Raw genomic sequence first — 19,782 nt, 5'->3', positions numbered from 1 at the left:
ATCAAATCTACCTCCAATTACCGTACGCGCCACAGGGAGAAGGGCTGGTGCGGCTCCAGGCGGAGCCTCTGCCATTTCCCCGTCGCCACGAAGCTTGAGCCCGTGACCAGATCCTCCATGGTAAGCGCGCCATTGTCCGGGAGGTTCCATGACCAAAGCGGGATCTCGACATCCGCTTCCTGCGCATTGTGCGGGTCGAGGCTGACGCCGATCAGAAGGACGTTCTCGCGGCCGGGACTGGCCTTTTCGAAGAACATGATGTTGTCGTTAAAGGCGATCAGCGGGCGCAGGCCGAGATGCGAATGCAAGGCCGGATTGTCACGCCGGATGCGGTTCAGCATGGCGATTTCCGCCTTGATATTGCCCGGACGATCGTAGTCCCAAGCGCGGATCTCGTACTTTTCCGAATCCGCATATTCCTTGCGCTTCGCATCGGGCCGGCCCTCGCAAAGCTCGAAGCCGTTATAGACGCCCCACAGGCCGGACAGGGTGGCTGCCAGGGCCGCGCGGATGAGATAGGCCGAGCGCGGCGCGTTCTGCAGGAAGTCCGGATTGATGTCGTGGGTGTTGACGAAGAAGTGCGGCCGGAAGAATTCCTTCGGCGCTTCCGTCGTGATCTCGCGCATGTAGGTTTCCAGCTCCCACTTGGTATTGCGCCAGGTGAAATAGGTGTAGGATTGCGAGAAGCCGACCTTGGCCAGGCGATACATGACCTTGGGCCGCGTGAAGGCTTCCGAGAGGAAGACGACTTCGGGATGCCGGTTGCGGATATCGGCGATCAGCCACTCCCAGAAGGGGAAGGGCTTGGTATGCGGATTGTCGACGCGGAACAGCTTGACGCCCTGGTCGACCCATTTCTGCACCACGTTGCGCAACTCGATCCACAGACCCGGAACAGCGTCGCGGGCGTAGAAATCGACATTGACGATATCCTCGTATTTCTTCGGCGGATTTTCGGCGTAGCGCACCGTGCCGTCCGGCCGCCAGTCGAACCAGCCGGGATGATCCTTCAGCCAGGGGTGATCGGGCGAGGCCTGGATGGCAAGGTCGAGGGCGATTTCCAGGCCGTGATCCTGCGCCGCAGCGATCAGGCGCCGGAAATCCTCGAAGGTGCCGAGCTCCGGATGGATCGCGTCATGGCCGCCGGCCTCCGAGCCGATCCCATAGGGGCTTCCCGGATCATTGGGGCCGGCCTGAAGGCTGTTGTTGCGGCCCTTGCGATTGGTCTTGCCGATCGGGTGGATGGGCGGGAAATACAGGACATCGAAACCCATGTCGCGGATGGCCGGCAGGCGGCGGATGACATCGTCGAAAGTGCCATGGCGATTGGGATCGCCGCTCTGCGAGCGGGGAAAGATCTGATACCAGCTGGCAAAGGCCGCTTCGCGCCGTTCGGCGTCAAGCGGCATGGCAGCGGAGCGCACCCGGTGCGGCCGGCGATCCGCCTTGGCCATCAGGTCGAAGGTGTCGTTTGCCAGCAGCAGGGAGATCTTCTCCTGGTCCGCAGCCTGTTCCAGCCGCGCGAGCCGCTCTCTGATTGCCCCGGCGGTCTTTGTCTCGGCATGATCGAGGGCGTCGCGGATCAGCGCCATGCCTTCCTGGATTTCCAGCGTCAGGTCGAGGCGCGCCTCGTGCTTCTTGCCGAATTCGTAGCGGAAGATCTGGAAGGGGTTGCGCCAGGTCTCCACGGCATATTCATGGCGACCCATCCGGCGCGGGGTGAATTCAGCCCGCCACCGATCATTTTCCACCAGCCGCATCGGCACTTCCGTCCAGGCGTCCTCGTCGGCGGCGCGCCAGAAGAGGGCGGCGGAAATCGGATCGTGTCCGTCACCGAAAATATCGGCCTCGACCACAACCGTGTCACCCACCACGCGCTTGACGGGGAACCGGCCTTCATCAACGCTCGGCTCGATGGCTTCGATGGCAAGCCGGGGGCTGGCCGCCGCTTCCATCACATCGATGGCCGGCACGGCATTTTCGATGGCCGGCGAGCTCTTGCCTTTCAGAAGAAGCACTTCCGCGGGCTGCAGGCGCAAAGCGAGATCGACAGCCTCGTCCTCCGATTGTGCCGCGTCCGCCGGCGTCAGAGGCAGGAAGGCGGATGCCGCCTCGCGCAGCGCATTCAGAGGCGCCGGCGCGGTGCGCCGCAGGTCACGGTTGACGACCACAAGCCGCACGCGGCTGGCATTGCGCGCATCTTCGCTATCGGTCTGCAGGAGCGCGAGCGTTGAATTCTGCGTGCTGGAGATCAGTTGCAGCGGCCGGCGGGCGAATGTCGCAGCCGACGGCCTGGCAAGCTCCTCATTGATCTGCCGGATCATCGACGACAGATCATAAGTGCCGCGATCCGCCAGGCCGCGAAGGCCATCGGGAAAGCCGTGCATGGGATCGAGCGGGGCGGTGGCGCCATATTCAAAGCCCATCGGCACCATCAAGCCTTGCCCGACAAGCGCCGAGAGCTTCAATGCCTGCTCGGCACGCCGAAGGCGGATTTCCGTGCTGTCCATGCCATGCGCCACACGGCGGGCGAAAGGCGCCTCCGGAAAGGTGATCTGCCGGTCGAAGCGACGCTGAATATCATATTCCTCGACAAACCAGCGCGACTGCAGATCCCACCAGGCAAGCGAGGAGAAGCAGCCGTCAAAGCCGAGGTCGGGCAGGGCGCGGCGGCGCTCGAAGGCGGTGCCGGGCGTCCAGGCAAGAAAGCTTACGCTTGGATTTTCTGCCCGGGCCGCCTCAACGAGGCCGCGCCAGGCGTCATCCGCGGTGCGGTCTAGGCCAAGGCAGCGAAAGCCCGCAATGCCGGCGCGGACCATGGTCTTGATGCGCAGTGACCAGGCATCGAGATGCGTCCGGTAGTTCTCCGCCTCCGCCTGCGACAGACGCCGGCTGAAGGCATCCTGGGGCGAAACGCGGGGATCGGCAAGGGCATGCGCCGTCGTCTCAGTGTCTTCCCCGACCCGATCGATGACCAGGTCCAGCATCAGGCGGAGCTTGTGCTGGCGTGCCAGGTCGCAGAGCTGCTGCAGTCCGCCGGCCAGATCGTCACCCAGCCCATAGGCCGGGTCCAGGCGATCGAGGTCCTGCGCAACGAATAGGCTTGCTCCCGTCATCCGCCTGCTCAGCGGTGCGGTGAGCACCGTATCGAAGCCGAGACTTGCCGCATGCCGGAAGAGGTTTTCCCATCCGGCGGGGTCGGTCATCATCAGGGGGTGGACGTAATAGAGACGAGGGGCTTGTGTGGAAGCTGTGGACGGTGTGGAAGGTTGCGTATCAGTCGCCACGCGGTCGGCGAGGTTCATCGGGCGGTCCCTCCTGGTTGGATCTGGCCTCGGTGGATCTGGCCTGTTTCGATCTGGAAGGTCTAACGCCAAGGCGCAGGGCAGGTTCCCGGCAAAGCGTGCAGGAGAGGACCGTTATGGCGCGGCCGGCCGGGGAAAGGGGCCGGAGCGTCCGGCTCAAAGCTCAGTGCAGCTGCGCTTCATCGACCGCTTCGGCAAACAGCAGGCGGGCATGATCGGCGCTGTCGCGTCCGTCAAGCGCGGCAAGGCAGGTCTCATGCGCCTGCGCAAAGAGCAGGCTCTTCTTCTGCGGCCAACCGTGATCCATGAAATGAATGGCTTCCAGAGGCGTGCGAATGGCACGCCCTGCGGCGCGGACAGGTCTTTTCCATGGGGCGTCGAGCATCGTGGTCTCTCCCTGATACGAGGACAGACGGCTTGCTTGCGCCTGTGGCGCTGACGCGTCGGGCACGCCGGCATCTGCCTCAATGGCAGGCAACCAGCGAAAGCGCATAAAGTTCCCGGAGACGCAGCGAAAGCTCCGAGGCGCTGGCAGCCGTTAAAGTCAAAGGAAAAAAGGACGGAGGTTGATCGCCGTCATCGGACCAGGGAGGCACCCCGCGATCCGCCAAGCTTTGCCCCGAGGGGCGCCTGGTCGAGCGGGCCGCTCAAGGGGCTGTCGGACGAGACGCAGCGGTTGCGGCCACCGCGTTTGGCGCGGTAGAGCGCCCGGTCGGCGGCTTCGAACAGGGCCTTTGCCCCTTCGGATGCATCGTCCGGCAGATGCGGCGGCCAGAGCGAAGCGGTGCCGATGCTGATCGTCAGATGACCCCAGGGCAGGTTGCGCTCATGGGTCAGCCGCAGATCGGCGACGTGAAGTCGGATCTTGTCGGCCACCATCGCGGCGATTTCGGGAGCGGCATTGTCCAGGATCACGGCAAATTCCTCGCCGCCGAAACGCGCCACGAGATCGCTGCTGCGCACGGCATCGCGAATGGCGCCGGCCACCTGGCGCAGTGCCTCGTCGCCATTGGCATGGCCATAGGCATCGTTGAAGCGCTTGAAGCGGTCGACGTCCGTGACCAGCAGAGACAAGGGACGCCCGCTGGCACGGGCAATGTCCAGGCGCTGTTCCAGCTCGCGGTTGAAGGCGCGGCGGTTGGCCAGGCCCGTCAACGTATCGGTATTGGCAAGCTCGTCCAGCCTGTCCTGATGCAGCTTGTGACGCGTCACGTCGCGCGTGACGGCGACGATGCCGGTCAGCTCGCCCTGCGCCTCCACAGGGCTCAGCAGCGTTTCCAGCCAGGCCTGCCGGCCACCGGGATCGATGTAGCGGACGGTGATCCGCCGTGTTGTGCGCTCCTTCAGGAAGGCTTCGAATTTCTCGATCGCGCCGCCCCGGTCCTCCGGCGGAAGATCGTCGAAGATGCGCGTGCCGATCAGTTGCTCCGGCGGGCGGCCGAGGATCTGCGTCGAGGCGGCGGAGACATATTCGCGGACCCCGTCGAGGCTGAGGCGTTCAATGAGATCGCCTGAGGCATTGGCCAGATGCTGCAATTCCTGATCGCGCATCAAGAGCATCTTGCGGCTGTCATGATGCAGGCGCGCCTGCCTGTACCAGCGGATGCTGAGAAGAATGCCGGCCACGAGCAGGCCGACGCTGGCAAGCCATCTGGGGCTGGCGAGCCGCATCCATTGCGCCAGGATTCCCGCTCTCGGCGAGCCGATGATGATAGAAAATGCCGGCCTGTCCGACATGAAGACCGCGGTCTGGCGCTGGATGCCGTCCATCGGCCATGTGATCGGCTCCGCTTCGCCCTCCTGCCTGTCGGCATGGGCCGTCAGGCTTTTCAGGGTGTCGGGCGGCATCGTTTTCCCGATCATCGAGACAAAGGCGGAGGTGCTTCCGAGAACCGTGCCGTCGTGACGGACGAACAGGGCGTCGGCATCGCCGAAGCTGCGCAGATAGCGCTCGAGAAAGAGGTTGAAGCGTTGGATGGACAGATGGGCGACCAGAACGCCGGTAAACCGCCCGTCCGGTGCGTTCAGCCGACGGGTGACCGTGACGATCTGCTCGCCGCTTACCCGGCTGACGATCGGCGCTCCGAGATACAGCGTATCCGAGGGATCGCTGGCGTGATGGCGGAAGTAGCCGCGATCGGCGAAGCGTGCGCCCATATCGGCATCCTGGACAGTGGTGGCGATCAGATGGCCATCCGCGCTGATGACATGCAGATTGCGCAGATCATTCTCGTTGCGGGAGTAGCGGCTGAAGATCAGCGCAAGGGCAGCGCGTACGGCCGCAGGATCGGACAGGTCGCCCAGCCGGGCCTCGATGCCGAGCAGCGCCAGATCCGCCAAGTCGATGCTGTCGCTGATGTTCTGGCCAAGGGCGACGGAGGCCTGGTCCAGACTCTGATTGATGGAGGCGAGATAGGTTGCACGACTGTTCATCTCGCCCCAGAAGACGATGCATGCCGCCACGGCCACAGCCCCCAGCAGCAGGATCAGGATGTGGAAGGGGGAGCTGCTATCCGTTTTCATGGCCTTCGAGGTCCGCAATCTGTCACTCAATCAACTTGCCATGTAATAATTAGTAACAACTAAATGAGATGCCTCCGAAACGGCAGCCGGGCTCGACGTCGTCCAGCAGAATGAATCAGTCTTTAACACGGCTGTGACAACGGTTTGGCAATCTCCTCGGCAGAGAATGCGCGGCATCTTCACAAACGGGCATGGCAGAGGCGATGGCAGGCAAAGGAAGACGGACGGCACGCAAGCCGGCTTCGCGGAAAAAGACCGGGCAGAGGGGTCGCATTTGGCCCTGGCTGTTTGTGCTCACCGCAACGATCGGCGGCATTGCCGCTTATGATCATCGCGAGGAGCTTTCGGCGCTTCTGCCGGGGGATCATCGCAAGCCGGCTGTCCAGGCCGCGTCGCATCGCTCGCCGGCGCCACGCCAGGCGCCGCAGCCGCTTGTCGCGACGCCCGTCGCCTTGCCGGTGACGCGACCGGTTGCGAAGCCCACGGAGCCTGTCGCGCCGGGGGGAGCCGTGCTGGTGGGGCAGGGTTTCAGCAATACATTCTATTTCTGCGGCACATCCGGCCTCGACAATTGCGTTGCGAGCGGCGACATCTTCTGGTTTCGCAAGCAGGCCGTGCATCTGGCTGATATCGTTGCACCGGAAACCGAACGCGCCCGCTGCCCTGCGGAACGGACCAAGGGTTTCGCCGCGAAGGTGCGCCTGCGCGATCTGCTCAATTCCGGCAATTTCGATCTGGTGGATTGGCCGAATTCCGACACGGATTCCCAGGGACGAAAGCTGCGGGTGGTGATGCGCAAGGGACAGTCTCTCGGTGGCGTGCTGATCCGCGAAGGTCTCGCGCGCAGCCCCTCCGAATCGGGCCGAGGCTGGTGCTGATTGCGAGCACCATTTGTCCCGAAAGCGGATTTACGCGAAGTCTATTTTCCGTGTTCATGATTTGAGAACCAGTTCGGACGATTCTTGCCACCATGTCAGTGATTCGAGCACGTGTAGCAGGAGAGAGTATGACGCTTGCAGTTTTCCCCGCCGACAGGCGGACGGCAGAAATCCGGCGCTGTGCGCAAGCGCTTGTCAGCCTCCAGGGTGAGGCCGCAAACCTGTTCTGGCGTCGCGAAATGGCGGCATTTGCAGCCCGGCTCAGCGAGCAGGGCGTGGCAGGCTGGGAAATCTCCCATCAGGCGGCGCTGTTCATGAATGCGGTGCAACTGGAGCTGCAGCAGCTCTTTGCCGATCAGGATGACTGCGCTCTGGATGTTCGGGCCTGAGCGACCAAGGCCCGTTCTTGAGCAATCTGCCGGCCTCGCGGCCCCGCATGGCTTCCATGAAGTGAGCGAGATCTGGTTCCTGTCCGAGCCATCACGTCACAAAGCTATTTTCGACCTCTTCCAAGGCTAGATCCGCCACGTAGCGCTCCAAATCCCCATTGAGTTTGACCCTGATCCTACACTTTCCCTGATCAGCCGACGGACGGACATCCTGTGCCCGGCCGTCGGCTGCAGATGAAAATGGTCAGGTGCGAGCGCCGGGCGCCGGATCGAGGGCCAGAGATTCCAAGCGAATGTAACTAAGGAAATTCGGCGGAAGAGTCGTCTGGGCCTTGAAAGCCGTGACTGTGCCGATGCCTATCTTGCCGAACTAAAGGAGAAGGAATTTGTCACCGGATTTCCGGCGATCCCGCCGCTAAGGCGTTGAAAGTAATGGTGGGTGATGTAGGGCTCGAACCTACGACCCGCTGATTAAGAGTCAGCTGCTCTACCAACTGAGCTAATCACCCGTCCCATTTGGCTGCCGTTTGTCTCGGCGCCGCCGGTGTGATGGGGCGTATAAAGGGGAAGTTTCGGCTTGTCCAGCGCCCTCGACAAAAAACTTCGCATGTTTTTCAACGAAGCTTTCGCAGTGCAATGAAAACTCCCGCAAAACCGGGACGGGGCACGCCTGCAGCGGATCGAAAAATCGTCGGCGATGGCTGAACCGGCTTTACAGGCATGGTCCGGCGGGTCATGACATGGCCTGTCGAGATGTCAGGAGGATGACGCCGTGAGCACCAAGGACGATATTCGCCGCGTGAGCGCCCAGGAATCGGCCCTGCGCTTCGAGAAATTCGATCTGGATTCTGCCTGGACGCTGGGCCAGCATATTCGCTCGCTGGCGGCCTCGGCGCATCTTGTCTTGTCGGTCGACATCCATCTCAACGGGTCACAGGCCTTTTTCGCCGCCATGCCCGGCGCCAAGCCCGATTTCGAACACTGGATCCGCCGCAAGCGCAACCTGACCCTTCGCATGCTGCGATCGAGCTACGGGCTGGGGCTGGACCTTCTGGAGCAGAAGACGACGCTTGACGCGAAATGGGGTCTTGCGAGCACCGATTATGCCGCACATGGCGGCAGTTTCCCGATTCATGTCCATGGCGTGGGCTGTGTCGGAGCCGTGACGGTGTCCGGGCTGCCGCAGCGTGAGGATCATAACCTTGTGGTAGAGGCGCTTGCCGTGCATCTGGGGCTTGATCCGCACCAGCACAGATTGGCTTGATCAAGCAGGCCGGGCAGCGCTCACAAAAAAACGGGCCGTCTGTCGACGACCCGCTTCCGTTGAGCCTTTGAAAGGCCGTGGCCTTATCGCCTTACGGCGCGGCCGATGGCAATCAGGATACACGCCCCGATGAAGCCGGCAATCAGGTAGCCGATCCAGCCGCCCAGCACGACGCCGAAGATGCTGAGGATGGCGTTTGCGATGATCGCGCCCACAATACCCAGCAGGATGTTCATGAGGATGCCCATATTGCTCTTCATGAACTGTTCGGCCAGCCAGCCTGCGATACCGCCGATGATGATGGCGGCGATCCAACCGATTCCTGCACTTTCCATGACCTTACTCCCTGGTTTCATGTCAGCAGGGAAACGCGAGGAATGCTGGCTGGTTCCAACCCGCCGGCTTCAAGGCCATAGTTTTGCCCGCCGGTGCTGACAGATCATCGCTCCCCCCGGTGTCGGCAGCGTTTTTCCGCCCCGCATCGGCACGAATCAGGCACACATCCTTTCGGGCGCATGCCTGTGAGATAAGAGGTTTCGGCGTTGCATCATCTTCTTGTTCATCCTTTGCTTGCGACCGGCCGCGCGGCGCTGGCCTCGTGCCTTGTCTGCCTTGTCTGCCTTGTGCTGCTGATGGCCAGCATGCCGTCCGCATCGCCCGCCCGCGCCCAGCAGGACGCTCCCGCGTCGTCCGGCTCCGCGGCGTCTCCGGCCGTGCCCGCTGGAAGAGATGCAGGCGGGGCGGCGGCGCAAGAGCCGGCATCCCAAGAGCCGGCATCCCAGGGGCCGGCGCCTGGCGAGGGATCGTCCGGCAATCCGGATTCGCAGACCTCGCGGCTTGCACAGGTCTTCGACAAGGCGCGGCAGGAGTTCGAGGCACTCAGGGACAAGGCAACCTCCAGCGAAGCGGACGATGCCCAGCTGGCAGAGATCAAGACCGAGGTGGATACGCTCGTCACCCAGGTGACGGAGACCAATGCGCTCCTGCAGGAAAGGCTGAAGCAGATCGAGGCACGGCTTGCCGATCTCGGCGAGCCGCCCGGCGCCGGAAAGCCCGCCGAATCGGCGCTTGTCACCGGCGAACGCGATCACCTGCTGGCGGAGCGCTCGGAGCTCAACGCGCTCTCCAGCGACAGCGCCGGATTGACGGCGGCGACGACCGGTCTCTCCAACCGGATCACGGAACGCCGGCGGCAGATGTTCAGCGACGCGCTGCTGCGCCATACCGATCTGTCGATGGACATGATCAACGAAGCGGGTGCGGCTTTCGTGACCGAACTGCGTCTGCTGGCCGATACGGTGGGCAGCTGGGCCGGCTTCGTCCTGCGGTTCAAACTGCCGCATCTGTTGACCGCCATGGCGCTGTCGCTCGGCGCGGCGACCTTCTTCCTCTTCGGCAGCTACCGGGTATTCGGCCGCCTGGCGCGGCGCAATCCGGCGCTGGAAAACCCGCCTTACATCACCCGCCTGTCCTTCGCCTTCTGGTCGCTGATGGTGCCGGCGCTGGCGCTTTCCGCCTTCCTCGTCGCCACCTATCTCTTCCTCACCGGCTTCAACGTGCTGCGCCCCGACCTCACGCCGCTTGTCGGCGCCTTCTTCGGCTTCATCGGCGGCGTCTTCTTCGTCGCGCGCCTGAGCTATCTCGTTTTCGCCCCGGATTTTCCGCAGTGGCGGCTGGTGCGCCTCTCCAATCTCGGCGCCAGACGGGTCTTTGCGCTGGTGGTGGCGATGGCGCTGATCAACGGCCTGGATCTGCTGCTGGCCACCGTCAGCGAAGTGCTGAATTCGCCTCTGGCGCTGACCATCATCAAGAACCTCGTCGCCTCGATCATCATCGGCCTCATCCTGATCGCGCTCTCCTTCCTGAAACCGGTGCTTGCGGAAAATCGCGATCCCCGCATTCACGGCCGGGCATGGCCACGCGGTCTGCCCTTCCTGCTGCGCATTGCGGGGCTTGCGCTCATCGTCGCCGCGCTGACAGGCTATGTGGGGCTGGCGCGGTTCGGCGCGACGCAGATCGTCGTGACCGGCGCCTTGCTGGTGACGATGTATATCGGTCTGCTGTCCGGCAAGGCGGTGGCCAAGCAGGGCGCCTTCGGCGAGACGGCCTTCGGCCGCTATCTGCAGCGCCGCTTCACGCTCGGCACCGTGGCGCTGGACCAGATCGGCCTGGCCGCAAGCTTCGGCATTTACGGCCTGGCGCTGCTCTTCGGCGTTCCGCTGATCCTGCTCACCTGGGGCTTCCAGATCCAGGATATCCAGAGCGCCGCCTACCGCCTTTTCACCCGCATCACCATCGGCAATATTTCGATCTCCATCGTCGGGATCTGCGCCGGAATTCTCCTGTTCGCCTTCGCCTATATGGTGACCCGCTGGATCCAGCGCTGGGTCGACGGCAATATCATGGCGCGCAGCCAGGTGGATGCCGGCGTGCGCAATTCGGTCAAGACCGGGATCGGCTATCTGGGCGTCGGCCTGGCGCTGGTCTTCGGCGTATCGGCGGCGGGCGTCGACCTCTCCAGCCTGGCGCTGGTGGCCAGCGCGCTCTCCGTCGGCATCGGTTTCGGCCTCCAGAATATCGTGTCCAATTTCGTGTCCGGCCTGATCCTGCTCGTGGAGCGGCCGTTCAAGGTCGGCGATCATATCGTCACCGGGACGACGGAGGGGATCGTGAAGCGTATCTCGGTGCGGGCCACCGAGATCGAGACCTTCCGCAAGCAGTCGATCATCGTGCCGAATTCCGAGCTGATCAATGCCTCGGTCGGCAACTGGACGCACAAGAACCGGATGCAGCGGTCGGAAATTCCGGTCGGCGTCTCCTATGATGCAGATCCGCGCCAGGTCATGGATATTCTGATCGACGTGGTGCGCAACACGCCGCAGATCCTGCAAAATCCCGAGCCGCATGTGGATTTCGTCGCGTTCGGGGCGTCCTCGCTGGATTTCGAAGTGCGGTTCTTCATTGCCGATATCAGCGACGGGATCGGCACGCGCGCCCATGTGCGGACGGAAATCCTGCGGCGGTTCAAGGAAGCCGGCATCGAGATCCCCTATCCGCATCAGGATGTGAAGATCAGCGGGACCTTGGTCACGGCGCCGGCGGATCGGCCCGATCCCTCCGCGGAACTCAAGACAGGCGGCGAGGCCGCGCCGGAATCAGAAGCCGAATCAGGACCAGACTCAGAGACAGGCGGAGCGGGCGACCCGATGACCGAGCCCCGAGCGGAGGCGGCTTCCACGGCCGCGACCGGCGGATCGGCCGGATCCGAAAAGCGCCTCCCGGACGAAGATGATGCAGCGCCCTCGCTTGCCCGGCGATAGGCTGCCCGCCAGGCCATCCTCGACCGTTTGCGGCCCGCTTATGCCTGCGTCGCGGTGAAGCTTCACCCATGTCGTAAACAGGCGTTTCCAGGCGCGCGCGGATCGGCATAGTCGAAGCCGAAGATGTGGGCTGAAAGGCCGCAATGCAGCGCTTGCCGGACGAGGGGATCGAGGCGATGAAGACACAGGCACGGGCAGTGGTGATCGGAGGCGGCGTCGTCGGCGTCTCCACGCTCTATCACCTGGCAAAGAAGGGCTGGAGCGACTGCGTGCTGATCGAGCGCAAGGAACTCACCTCCGGCTCCACCTGGCATGCAGCCGGTCTCCTGCCGCTGTTCAACCTGTCTTATTCGGTGGGCCAGCTGCACAAATATTCCGTTCGCTTCTACGAGGAGCTGCAGACGGAGACCGGCATGAATGTCGGATTTTCCAAGGTCTCCAATATTCGACTTGCCCGCACGCGGGACCGGTGGGACGAGTATATGTACTATGCCGGCATTGCCGAGACGATCGGTGTGACGGTCAATATTCTGACACCGGACCAGGTGAAGGAGATCTGGCCGCTCTGCGAGACCGAGGGCCTGCTCGGCGCGATCCAGCATCCGGATGACGGCTATATCCAGCCGGCCGATCTCACCCAGGCGCTGGCCAAGGGCGCGCGCGATCTTGGCGCGACGATCTACAGGAACACGGCCGTGACCGCTCTCAAGCAGCGGCCCGATGGTCAGTGGACGGTGACGACGGACAAGGGTGAGATCGTCGCCGAGCACGTCGTTTCCTGTACCGGCTCCTTTGCCCGCAAGACCGGCGAAATGGTCGGCATCAACATTCCGGTCATTCCCGTCGAGCACCAGTATATCGTCACCGAGCCGCATCCGGCGATCCAGGAGCGCCGCCGGCAGGGGCTGCCGGAAATGGGCGTGCTGCGGGAATCCGATTCCGCCTGGTATATGCGCGAGGAGGCCGGTGGGCTCATTCTCGGCCCCTACGAGGTCGGAGCGCCGGTCTGTTATGTCGACGGCCCTTCGGCGGAGAGCGAATACGAGCTCTTCCAGGAGGATCTCGACCGCCTCATGCCGCATATCGAGGCGGCGATCGCAAGGGTGCCGGCCTTCGGCGAAGTGGGCATCAAGAAGGTCTATAATGGCGCCATCGCCTACACACCGGATGGCAATCCGATCGTCGGGCCGGCGCCGGGCCTCAGGAGTTTCTGGCTCAACGAGGGCCATTCCTTCGGCATCACGGCGGCGGGCGGGGCCGGCTGGCAGCTGGCCGAATGGATCGTCGATGGCGAGCCGACCGTGGATCTGATGGGGGTGGATCCCCGTCGCTTCGGTCCTTACGCAACGGAAGGCTACCTGATCGCCAAGAACGAAGAAGCCTATGCCAATGTTTTCACGATGCATTATCCCGATGAGGAGCGTGCCGCCGCGCGCCCGCTGAAGACGACGCCGATCTATGACCGGCTGAAGGCGATGGGCGGCGTGTTCGGCTCGCTCTATGGCTGGGAGCGCGCCAACTGGTTTGCGCCGGATGGCTACAGGCTTGCCGACAGCGAGAGAGGAGTCGGCGCCGACGTCATCACCAACCATAATTACGCGCCGCCGCTGGATGACGGCCGCTATGTGGAGAAATGGTCCTTCCGTCGCTCCAATTACTTCGAGCATGTGGGCCATGAGGTGGAGAGCGTCACCACCAATGTCGGCGTCCTCGACATGTCGCCTTTTGCCAAGATGGAGGTCTCGGGTCCCGGTGCCCGAGCCTGGCTCGAGACGATCTTCGCCAATGCGATCCCGAAGAAGCGCGGCCGCATCGCGCTTGCCCATATCCTGACCCCTGCCGGCGGCGTGCGTGCCGAATTCACCATCTATGAATGGGCGCCGGACCGCTTCTATATGGTCTCGGCCGGTGGTCTCGAAGCGCATGACCACGACCTTCTCCAGCGGCTGGCGCCAGAGGACGGGTCGGTCGTCCTGCGGCCGATCACACAGGCCTATGGCGTTCTCGTGCTTGCCGGCCCGCGGTCGCGCGACGTGCTGCGCAAGCTGACGCGCACCAGCCTGGACAGCCGGGATTTCCCGTGGTTGACCGGCCGGCAGATTTCCGTCGGCCTTGCCACTGCCCACGCCTTGCGGGTCAATTTCGTCGGCGAGCTGGGCTGGGAGCTGCATCATCCGATCGAGATGCAGGCCTATATCTTCGACCGGCTGATGGAGGCCGGGGCGGAATTTTCGATCAAGCCCTTCGGCATCCGCGCCATGGTGTCGATGGCGGTCGAAAAATCCTACCGCAATATGGGCCGTGAGCTGTCGATCGAATATAATGCCTATGAAAGCGGCCTCGATCGCTTCATCCGCCCGGAAAAGCCCTTCCTCGGCCGCGACGGCCTGTTGGCGCACCGGGCCGAGGGCCTGCGATGGATCTTCTCGACGATCGAGGTCAAGGGGACGACAGATGTCGATGCCCGGGGATCCGAAGCCATCTACAACAGCGCGGGAGAACTGGTCGGCCGGGCTACCAGCGGCGGCTATGGTTGGCGCGTCGGAAAGTCGCTGGCGCTTGCCATGCTCGATCCGCAGCACGCCGCAATCGGCACGCAGCTCAGGATCCGCATTCTCGGCACGCTCTACGAGGCCGAAGTGATCGGCGAAAGCCCCTTCGACCCCGACAATCAGCGACTGCGCGGCTAGAAACCCCGACATCTCAAAGACCCCGCTGCGGGGATCGACCGGCGGCAGGCGCCGCAGAATATTTACCAGGATTTGCGAAGCGGCCGCCAGCGGCCGCTTTTTTTATCCGGCAGACCATTCGCGGTCGATCCGCTTAATGTTTCAGCAATTGAGCTTGATTAGTTTGATCCTCAGCTAGGGCATTTCCGGTGAATACGGGATCATGATCATCGCATGAACCGCAGTATTTTCTGGAAATACTCTAGAGGGGACAAAGGGTGGTCATGACATATCTCGGTTTTTCGGGGATGCAGTATTCCGGTGAGCAATTTCCGAAAGCCCGGATCATCGTTGCGGAAGATTCCAACGTCTTTACATCGATGATACGTCAGCGATTGAAGGAGATCTTCAATATTGAGGCAGAGATCTGCCGAACCTTCGACGATCTGACCACTGCCAATGAACTGTCCGACGAGCCCGTCACGCTGGCCATTTCCAATATCAACCTGCCCGGTGCCGAAAACGGCGAGGCGCTGGAATATCTGGTGGACCTCAATATCCCGACGATCGTCTTCACCGGAACCTTTCAGGAGCAGACCCGCGAGGCGCTGCTGGCCAAGGAGATTGTCGACTACATTCTCAAGGACAATGTCTATGCCGTCGAGATGCTGGTCGAATCGGTCTGCCGCTTCCTGACCAATCATCGTCATCATGTGCTGATCGTCGACGATAGCCCGACTGCCCGCGCTTTGCTCTCGACGCGGCTGAAGCGTTACAACTTCCGGGTCAGCGTTGCCGAAAGCGGTGCCAAGGCAATCGAAATCCTCAAGAAGAACGCCGATATCGGCCTGGTCGTCACCGACTACAACATGCCCGATATTGACGGGTTCGAACTGACCCGTCGCATCCGCTCCGTGCGCGGCTCGCATGAATTGCGGGTGATCGGCGTCTCCTCGTCCTCCGACCGACTGCTGACGGCGCGCTTCCTGAAGGCCGGCGGCAATGATTTCATGCTGAGGCCGTTCATCGACGAGGAATTCTACTGCCGCGTCAACCAGAACCTCGACACCCTCGTGCAGATCAAGTCCATGCAGGCGGCGCAGGAGCGTCGTCAGCCAGCCATGCGCGCTGTGACAGCCTGACGAAAGGGACAGGACATGCCCTATGTCCAGCAGATCGTTGCGCCGAAACGCGACCGGGATGACGGGCCTGTGCTTCTGGTGGAGGATTCGCGTACCTTCGCCTCCATCCTGTCCTATCGGTTCCGGGAGGAGATCGGCCGCAATGTCTGCCATTGCGCCAGCCTTTCCGCCCTGCAGGAAACCTTGAAGGCAAACCGGGGCAATTTCCCGGTGGCCGTCGTCGATCTCAACCTTCCCGGCTCACCGCATGGCGAGGTGCTGGACCTGGTCATCAGCTTCGGCATTCCGGTGATCGTCTTCACCGGCAGCTTCGACATGGGCGTGCGCGAGCGTATTCTCGACCGCCGGGTCGTCGATTACGTCGTGAAGGACAATGAGCGCGCCTGCGACATGATTGTCGATTCGGTCCGCCGTGCACTCGCCAATCGCGATATACGCGTGCTTGTGGTTCACGAAGCCGGCGAGACCCGCACGCATCTGGCGCAAATGCTGAGGGCGCAGCTTCTCAATGTCATCGAGGTGGCGACCGGCGAAGAGGGGCGGTCGCTGATCGAGACCAATCCCGATATCGAACTCGTCGTGATCGGCAAGCAATTGCCGGATATGGACGGATTGCAGTTCTGCAGGCGCATTCGCCGCAAGCATGGAGAAGACCGGTTGCGCCTGATCGGCCTTCTGCCGACGGCGGACCGCTTCCTCTCGGTCGGCTTCATCAAGGCGGGTGCCGACGATGTCATCTATCAGCCGCTTCTGGCGGAAGAGGTGCAGTGCCGCGTCGCGCATGCCATCGACACCCTGTCGCAATTGAAACGCCTGCGCATCGCGGCCTCGAGCGATTATCTCACCGGCCTCTCGAACCGGCGTTACTTCTACCTCGTCGGACCGGACCGGGTGGAAAAATGCCTGCAGACCGGCACGGCCTGTTCCATGGCCCTCGTCGATATCGATCATTTCAGACGGATCAACGAAACCTACGGCAATGACGTCGGCGATACGGTGCTGATGGGGGTCGCCTCGTGCCTGCAGCAAATGCTGGCGGGCGACGATCAGCTGATTGCGCGGCTTGGCGGCGAAGAATTCGCCTTGCTGCTTGTCGGCATGGACGGTGCGCGCGCATCGATCTTCTGCGAGATGCTGCGCCACGAAATGTCGCGGCTGAAATTCACTGCCGGCGATCAGAGCGTGTCGATCACCGTGTCGATCGGCGTTGCCGAGATCGAGGGACGCGAAACCTTCGACAATTACCTGAATGCCGCCGACCAATTTCTGTTCATGGCCAAGCAGAGTGGCCGTGACCGTGTATTCTCCGATCACTGGATGCGAGTTATCGGCGAGGCGACCCGGGCGGACGGCCCGCGGCGTCCCCAGCCCTTCGAAACGGGCGGCGATGTGCTCTATCTGAGCGCCTGACTGTTACCTTAGCGCCTGGCTGGCTGTCAGCAGCGGCGGATCTGCCTTCTCCTCCCTGCTGCGCGAGGATGGCGCCGGGCTGATTGTCAGCTTGCGCTCCGCACGCTCCTGTTGCGGCGAGCGATTGTAGACCTCCCGATAGCATTTGGAGAAATGCGAGGCGGAAACAAAGCCGCAGGCAACCGCCACTTCCACGATCGGCAAGGAGGATTGCACCAGAAGATGCCGGGCGCGATCCAGCCGGATCTCGAGATAATAGCGCGCCGGCGAACGACCCATCTCCTGGCGGAACAGGCGTTCCACCTGCCGTCGCGACAATCCCACCTGATCGGCAATGTCGACGAGCGTCAGAGGCTCGGCAAGATGGCTTTCCATCAGTTCGATGATCGCCAGCACCTTGTTGTGGTGCACGCCGAGCCTGGCCCGCAAGGGCAGGCGCTGCCGGTCATTCGGGTTGCGGACGCGATCGGTCAGCTGCTGTTCGCAGACGCGGTTGACAAGCGTCTCGCCGAAATCCTGGCCGATCAGGTTCAGCATCATGTCGAGTGACGCGGTGCCGCCGGCGCATGTGTAGAGATTGGCGTCGACCTCATAGAGATCGGCATAGACTTCGACCTGAGGGAAGGCTTCGGCGAAGCCCGGCAGATTCTCCCAGTGGATGGCGCAGCGCCTGCCGTTCAACAGGCCTGCCTGCGCCAGCACATGGGCGCCCGTACAGAGGCTGCCGACGGCGACGCCGCGATTATAGGTCTCGCGCAGGAAGGCGTGGACCGATTTGTTGTTGAACTCCTCCACGGCGATGCCGGAACAGACCAGCACCATATCCGGCCGAAAGGCCCCGCCAAGATGGCGCCGTTCATCCGCCAGTGACGAATTCACCTCGATGGCGATGCCGCTCGAGGAATGCACCTTCTCGCCATCGGCCGACATCAGCCGCCAGTCATAGGCCTGATAGCCCAGCATCCGGTTGGCGATGCGCAGCGTTTCCACCGCGGCCGCAAAGGGCAACATGGTGAAATTCGGGACAAGAAGGAAAACGAGTGTCCGCTTGAGGGTGGGCGGCTTGGTCATCCGGGGTCAGGCTCCATGAGCCTATAGTGGTCGCGTGAAATTATGGCCTTGGCATGTTCCGGTTGCGACGTTTCTTACAGTGTCTGCGACATTGCGCATATTCTACTCTTAGGCAAGCAACGGCGAGGTTCGATCGGGCAATCTCCGTCGATCGATCCTCGCCGTCAGGCACACGAACCGCTCATCTTAGGAGAACTTTCGCGGCTGGTCGGCATCGGAAGGCCAACCGATATCCTTGCGCACGTCGAAGGGGAGAGCTTCGATCTCCCGCAATGTACGGGCGCGCGTCCGGGTGGTCCGCCATTGTTCGAAAGCGGAAAGAAGGGGGGAAAGGAGGGCGGTCACATGCGCCGCCAGCCTTTCCAGGCGGGACGAGGTGTGGCGGCGGGACAGGCCCAGCCGGTGGTCGAGAAGAAATGTCATGGTACGGCTCCTTGTCTGGTTGTCATGTCTGCAGGCTCTGGCTGCTGGTATGTTGGTCCTGGCTCCTCAACAGAAAGCACCGGATCTCTCCATCAATCAAACGAATGAATTTCATGGGAATCATTCACTCAAATGATGCTCCATGAGGCGTGCCCCGAGGGTCGATACCTCAGCCTGCAGTGTCGCGCCCCGTTGACGATCAATCAAATGAAATGATATGGTGCTTAAGTTCATTTAATTTGAAGGTCGTCCCATGAACGCGCCGTTTCGACAGATCCTCCCGCTGCTGGACAATGATGTGCTGCGCACCTTCGTCGCCATTGCCGATACGGGCAATTTCTCGACGGCAGCGGAAGCCGTTCTGAGGACGCCCTCGGCCGTCTCCATGCAGATCAAGAAACTGGAGGAGCAGCTACGCACGACGCTGTTCCTGCGCGATGCGCGGTCCGTATCGCTGACGCCGCATGGCGAGATGCTGCTATCCTACGCCCGGCGCATGATCGCGCTGTCCAATGAAGCGGTGTCGCGCTTCGTGATGCCGGAACTGTCCGGTGTCGTGCGCCTGGGTGCTGCCGATGACATAGCAGAGCGGTTGCTGCCGAACATTCTGAAGGATTTTGCGGCGAAATTCCCCGGCATCATGGTGGATGTCACAGTGGATATGAGCCTGAAGCTGCGGCGGCGCATGGAGGAGCAGCGGCTGGATCTGGCGCTGATCAATTATTCCGCCCGCTCCAGCATGCCCGCCGGCGAGGTGGTGTACAAGGATCGGCTGGTCTGGGCCGGAGCGAAATGCGGCACGGCGCATCTGCGTGATCCGCTGCCGATTTCGATCTGGGAAGAGGGGTGTATCTGGCGCGAGACGGCAATTGCCGGGCTGGAGCAGATGAAGCGGCCCTATCGCATTGCCTATCTCAGCGCCAATACCATGGCGCAGCGCGCGGCGGTGCTGTCCGACCTTGCCATCGCGCCCTTCCCAAGATCCTATATCACCAGCGATATGGCGGTGCTGGGTCCCAAGGAAGGTCTGCCCGAACTCATGACTTTCGACATCCGCCTCATCTCCGCGCCCCAGCTTTCCGTGCCCGCCAAAGCGGTGGCGGACAAAATCCGCGATGCCTATCGGGAATATGAAAAGGCGGTTGCCTGACAGGCGGATGCCGCGAGGCTTCACCCCGCTTCAGGCGAAGTGGGGCTTTATGTCCAGAGGCTCATGGCGACAGCCCCGACGAGGGCTGACAGCGAAGCCAGGGCGACGGCCTGGCGGAAGGTCAGGCGCAGGCGGCGTTGGTTGCCGGACCAGTCATATTGCATGGTCGGATCCTTTCAGGCGGCAGTCCGTGCTCATCATGAAACGGCGCGCAATGATGGCGGAGTGCATTCCGCCC

14 protein-coding genes and 1 tRNA gene are annotated in these 19,782 nt (G+C 62.5%); 8 read left to right on the top strand and 7 right to left on the bottom strand.

All coding sequences use genetic code 11. From position 1 onward, the window contains the following. Positions 1-17 precede the first annotated feature (17 nt). From QTJ18_RS14935 to QTJ18_RS14925, 3 genes are all read right to left on the bottom strand, one after another. Positions 18-3,209, bottom strand: a complete 3,192-nt coding sequence (locus QTJ18_RS14935; RefSeq protein WP_252751343.1) for a maltotransferase domain-containing protein — start codon at positions 3,207-3,209, stop codon at positions 18-20. A gap of 259 nt (positions 3,210-3,468) precedes the next feature. After that, a complete protein-coding gene (locus QTJ18_RS14930; RefSeq protein ID WP_252750984.1) occupies positions 3,469-3,690 on the bottom strand; it encodes a DUF982 domain-containing protein in 222 nt (73 codons plus the stop codon). Between the two features lie 191 nt (positions 3,691-3,881). Further along, entirely contained in the window at positions 3,882-5,828 is a 1,947-nt protein-coding gene (locus tag QTJ18_RS14925; protein ID WP_252750983.1) for a sensor domain-containing diguanylate cyclase, read from the bottom strand. 290 nt (positions 5,829-6,118) lie between these two features. Between QTJ18_RS14925 and QTJ18_RS14920 the strand changes: the two genes are divergently transcribed. Continuing rightward, positions 6,119-6,706: a thermonuclease family protein gene (locus QTJ18_RS14920; RefSeq protein ID WP_252750982.1), complete on the top strand. Its 588-nt coding sequence runs from the start codon at positions 6,119-6,121 to the stop codon at positions 6,704-6,706. Between the two features lie 128 nt (positions 6,707-6,834). Beyond that, on the top strand, positions 6,835-7,095 hold the full coding sequence (locus QTJ18_RS14915; protein ID WP_252750981.1) for a DUF6074 family protein: 261 nt from the start codon (positions 6,835-6,837) through the stop codon (positions 7,093-7,095). A 433-nt stretch (positions 7,096-7,528) separates the two neighbouring features. On the opposite strand, the gene QTJ18_RS14910 is transcribed toward QTJ18_RS14915, so the two are convergent. Further along, positions 7,529-7,604, bottom strand: a tRNA-Lys gene (locus QTJ18_RS14910). 263 nt (positions 7,605-7,867) lie between these two features. On the opposite strand from QTJ18_RS14910, the gene QTJ18_RS14905 reads away from it, so the two are divergent. Further along, the gene (locus QTJ18_RS14905) at positions 7,868-8,359 is read left to right on the top strand and encodes a heme-degrading domain-containing protein (protein ID WP_252750980.1); all 492 of its coding nucleotides are present in this window, start codon (positions 7,868-7,870) and stop codon (positions 8,357-8,359) included. Positions 8,360-8,442: 83 nt separating this feature from the next. Here the strand turns inward: QTJ18_RS14905 and QTJ18_RS14900 are convergent, their stop codons facing one another. Next, positions 8,443-8,694 (bottom strand): GlsB/YeaQ/YmgE family stress response membrane protein, encoded by a 252-nt coding sequence (locus tag QTJ18_RS14900; protein ID WP_252750979.1) that lies wholly within the window; start codon positions 8,692-8,694, stop codon positions 8,443-8,445. A 297-nt stretch (positions 8,695-8,991) separates the two neighbouring features. On the opposite strand from QTJ18_RS14900, the gene QTJ18_RS14895 reads away from it, so the two are divergent. The 4 genes from QTJ18_RS14895 to QTJ18_RS14880 all read left to right on the top strand — a co-directional run bounded on the left by QTJ18_RS14895 (position 8,992) and on the right by QTJ18_RS14880 (position 16,900). Next, complete coding sequence (locus tag QTJ18_RS14895; protein WP_489667169.1) at positions 8,992-11,679, top strand: mechanosensitive ion channel domain-containing protein; 2,688 nt, start codon at positions 8,992-8,994, stop codon at positions 11,677-11,679. A gap of 176 nt (positions 11,680-11,855) precedes the next feature. After that, entirely contained in the window at positions 11,856-14,369 is a 2,514-nt protein-coding gene (locus QTJ18_RS14890) for a GcvT family protein (RefSeq protein WP_252751342.1), read from the top strand. A gap of 263 nt (positions 14,370-14,632) precedes the next feature. Next, on the top strand, positions 14,633-15,490 hold the full coding sequence (locus tag QTJ18_RS14885) for a response regulator (protein WP_252750977.1): 858 nt from the start codon (positions 14,633-14,635) through the stop codon (positions 15,488-15,490). Positions 15,491-15,505: 15 nt separating this feature from the next. After that, positions 15,506-16,900 (top strand): GGDEF domain-containing response regulator, encoded by a 1,395-nt coding sequence (locus QTJ18_RS14880; RefSeq protein WP_252750976.1) that lies wholly within the window; start codon positions 15,506-15,508, stop codon positions 16,898-16,900. Positions 16,901-16,903: 3 nt separating this feature from the next. Here QTJ18_RS14880 and QTJ18_RS14875 read toward each other — a convergent pair whose 3' ends face one another. Then, on the bottom strand, positions 16,904-17,971 hold the full coding sequence (locus QTJ18_RS14875; RefSeq protein ID WP_252750975.1) for a GlxA family transcriptional regulator: 1,068 nt from the start codon (positions 17,969-17,971) through the stop codon (positions 16,904-16,906). A gap of 186 nt (positions 17,972-18,157) precedes the next feature. Continuing rightward, entirely contained in the window at positions 18,158-18,394 is a 237-nt protein-coding gene (locus QTJ18_RS14870) for a hypothetical protein (RefSeq protein ID WP_252750974.1), read from the bottom strand. A gap of 253 nt (positions 18,395-18,647) precedes the next feature. On the opposite strand from QTJ18_RS14870, the gene QTJ18_RS14865 reads away from it, so the two are divergent. Then, positions 18,648-19,544, top strand: a complete 897-nt coding sequence (locus QTJ18_RS14865; RefSeq protein ID WP_252750973.1) for a LysR family transcriptional regulator — start codon at positions 18,648-18,650, stop codon at positions 19,542-19,544. Positions 19,545-19,782: the final 238 nt, after the last annotated feature.

The sequence above is a fragment of the Rhizobium sp. SSA_523 genome (genome assembly GCF_030435705.1).
Lineage (GTDB): Bacteria > Pseudomonadota > Alphaproteobacteria > Rhizobiales > Rhizobiaceae > Neorhizobium.
This window is presented reverse-complemented; position numbering and strand designations above follow the sequence as displayed.

Bases quoted from the DNA above. Each gene is read 5' to 3' on its own strand.
- QTJ18_RS14935 (WP_252751343.1), bottom strand. From the start codon at position 3,209: ATGATGACCGACCCCGCCGGATGGGAAAACCTCTTCCGGCATGCGGCA.
- QTJ18_RS14930 (WP_252750984.1), bottom strand. From the start codon at position 3,690: ATGCTCGACGCCCCATGGAAAAGACCTGTCCGCGCCGCAGGGCGTGCC.
- QTJ18_RS14925 (WP_252750983.1), bottom strand. From the start codon at position 5,828: ATGAAAACGGATAGCAGCTCCCCCTTCCACATCCTGATCCTGCTGCTG.
- QTJ18_RS14915 (WP_252750981.1), top strand. From the start codon at position 6,835: ATGACGCTTGCAGTTTTCCCCGCCGACAGGCGGACGGCAGAAATCCGG.
- QTJ18_RS14900 (WP_252750979.1), bottom strand. From the start codon at position 8,694: ATGGAAAGTGCAGGAATCGGTTGGATCGCCGCCATCATCATCGGCGGT.
- QTJ18_RS14895 (WP_489667169.1), top strand. From the start codon at position 8,992: ATGGCCAGCATGCCGTCCGCATCGCCCGCCCGCGCCCAGCAGGACGCT.
- QTJ18_RS14890 (WP_252751342.1), top strand. From the start codon at position 11,856: ATGAAGACACAGGCACGGGCAGTGGTGATCGGAGGCGGCGTCGTCGGC.
- QTJ18_RS14885 (WP_252750977.1), top strand. From the start codon at position 14,633: ATGACATATCTCGGTTTTTCGGGGATGCAGTATTCCGGTGAGCAATTT.
- QTJ18_RS14880 (WP_252750976.1), top strand. From the start codon at position 15,506: ATGCCCTATGTCCAGCAGATCGTTGCGCCGAAACGCGACCGGGATGAC.
- QTJ18_RS14875 (WP_252750975.1), bottom strand. From the start codon at position 17,971: ATGACCAAGCCGCCCACCCTCAAGCGGACACTCGTTTTCCTTCTTGTC.
- QTJ18_RS14870 (WP_252750974.1), bottom strand. From the start codon at position 18,394: ATGACATTTCTTCTCGACCACCGGCTGGGCCTGTCCCGCCGCCACACC.
- QTJ18_RS14865 (WP_252750973.1), top strand. From the start codon at position 18,648: ATGAACGCGCCGTTTCGACAGATCCTCCCGCTGCTGGACAATGATGTG.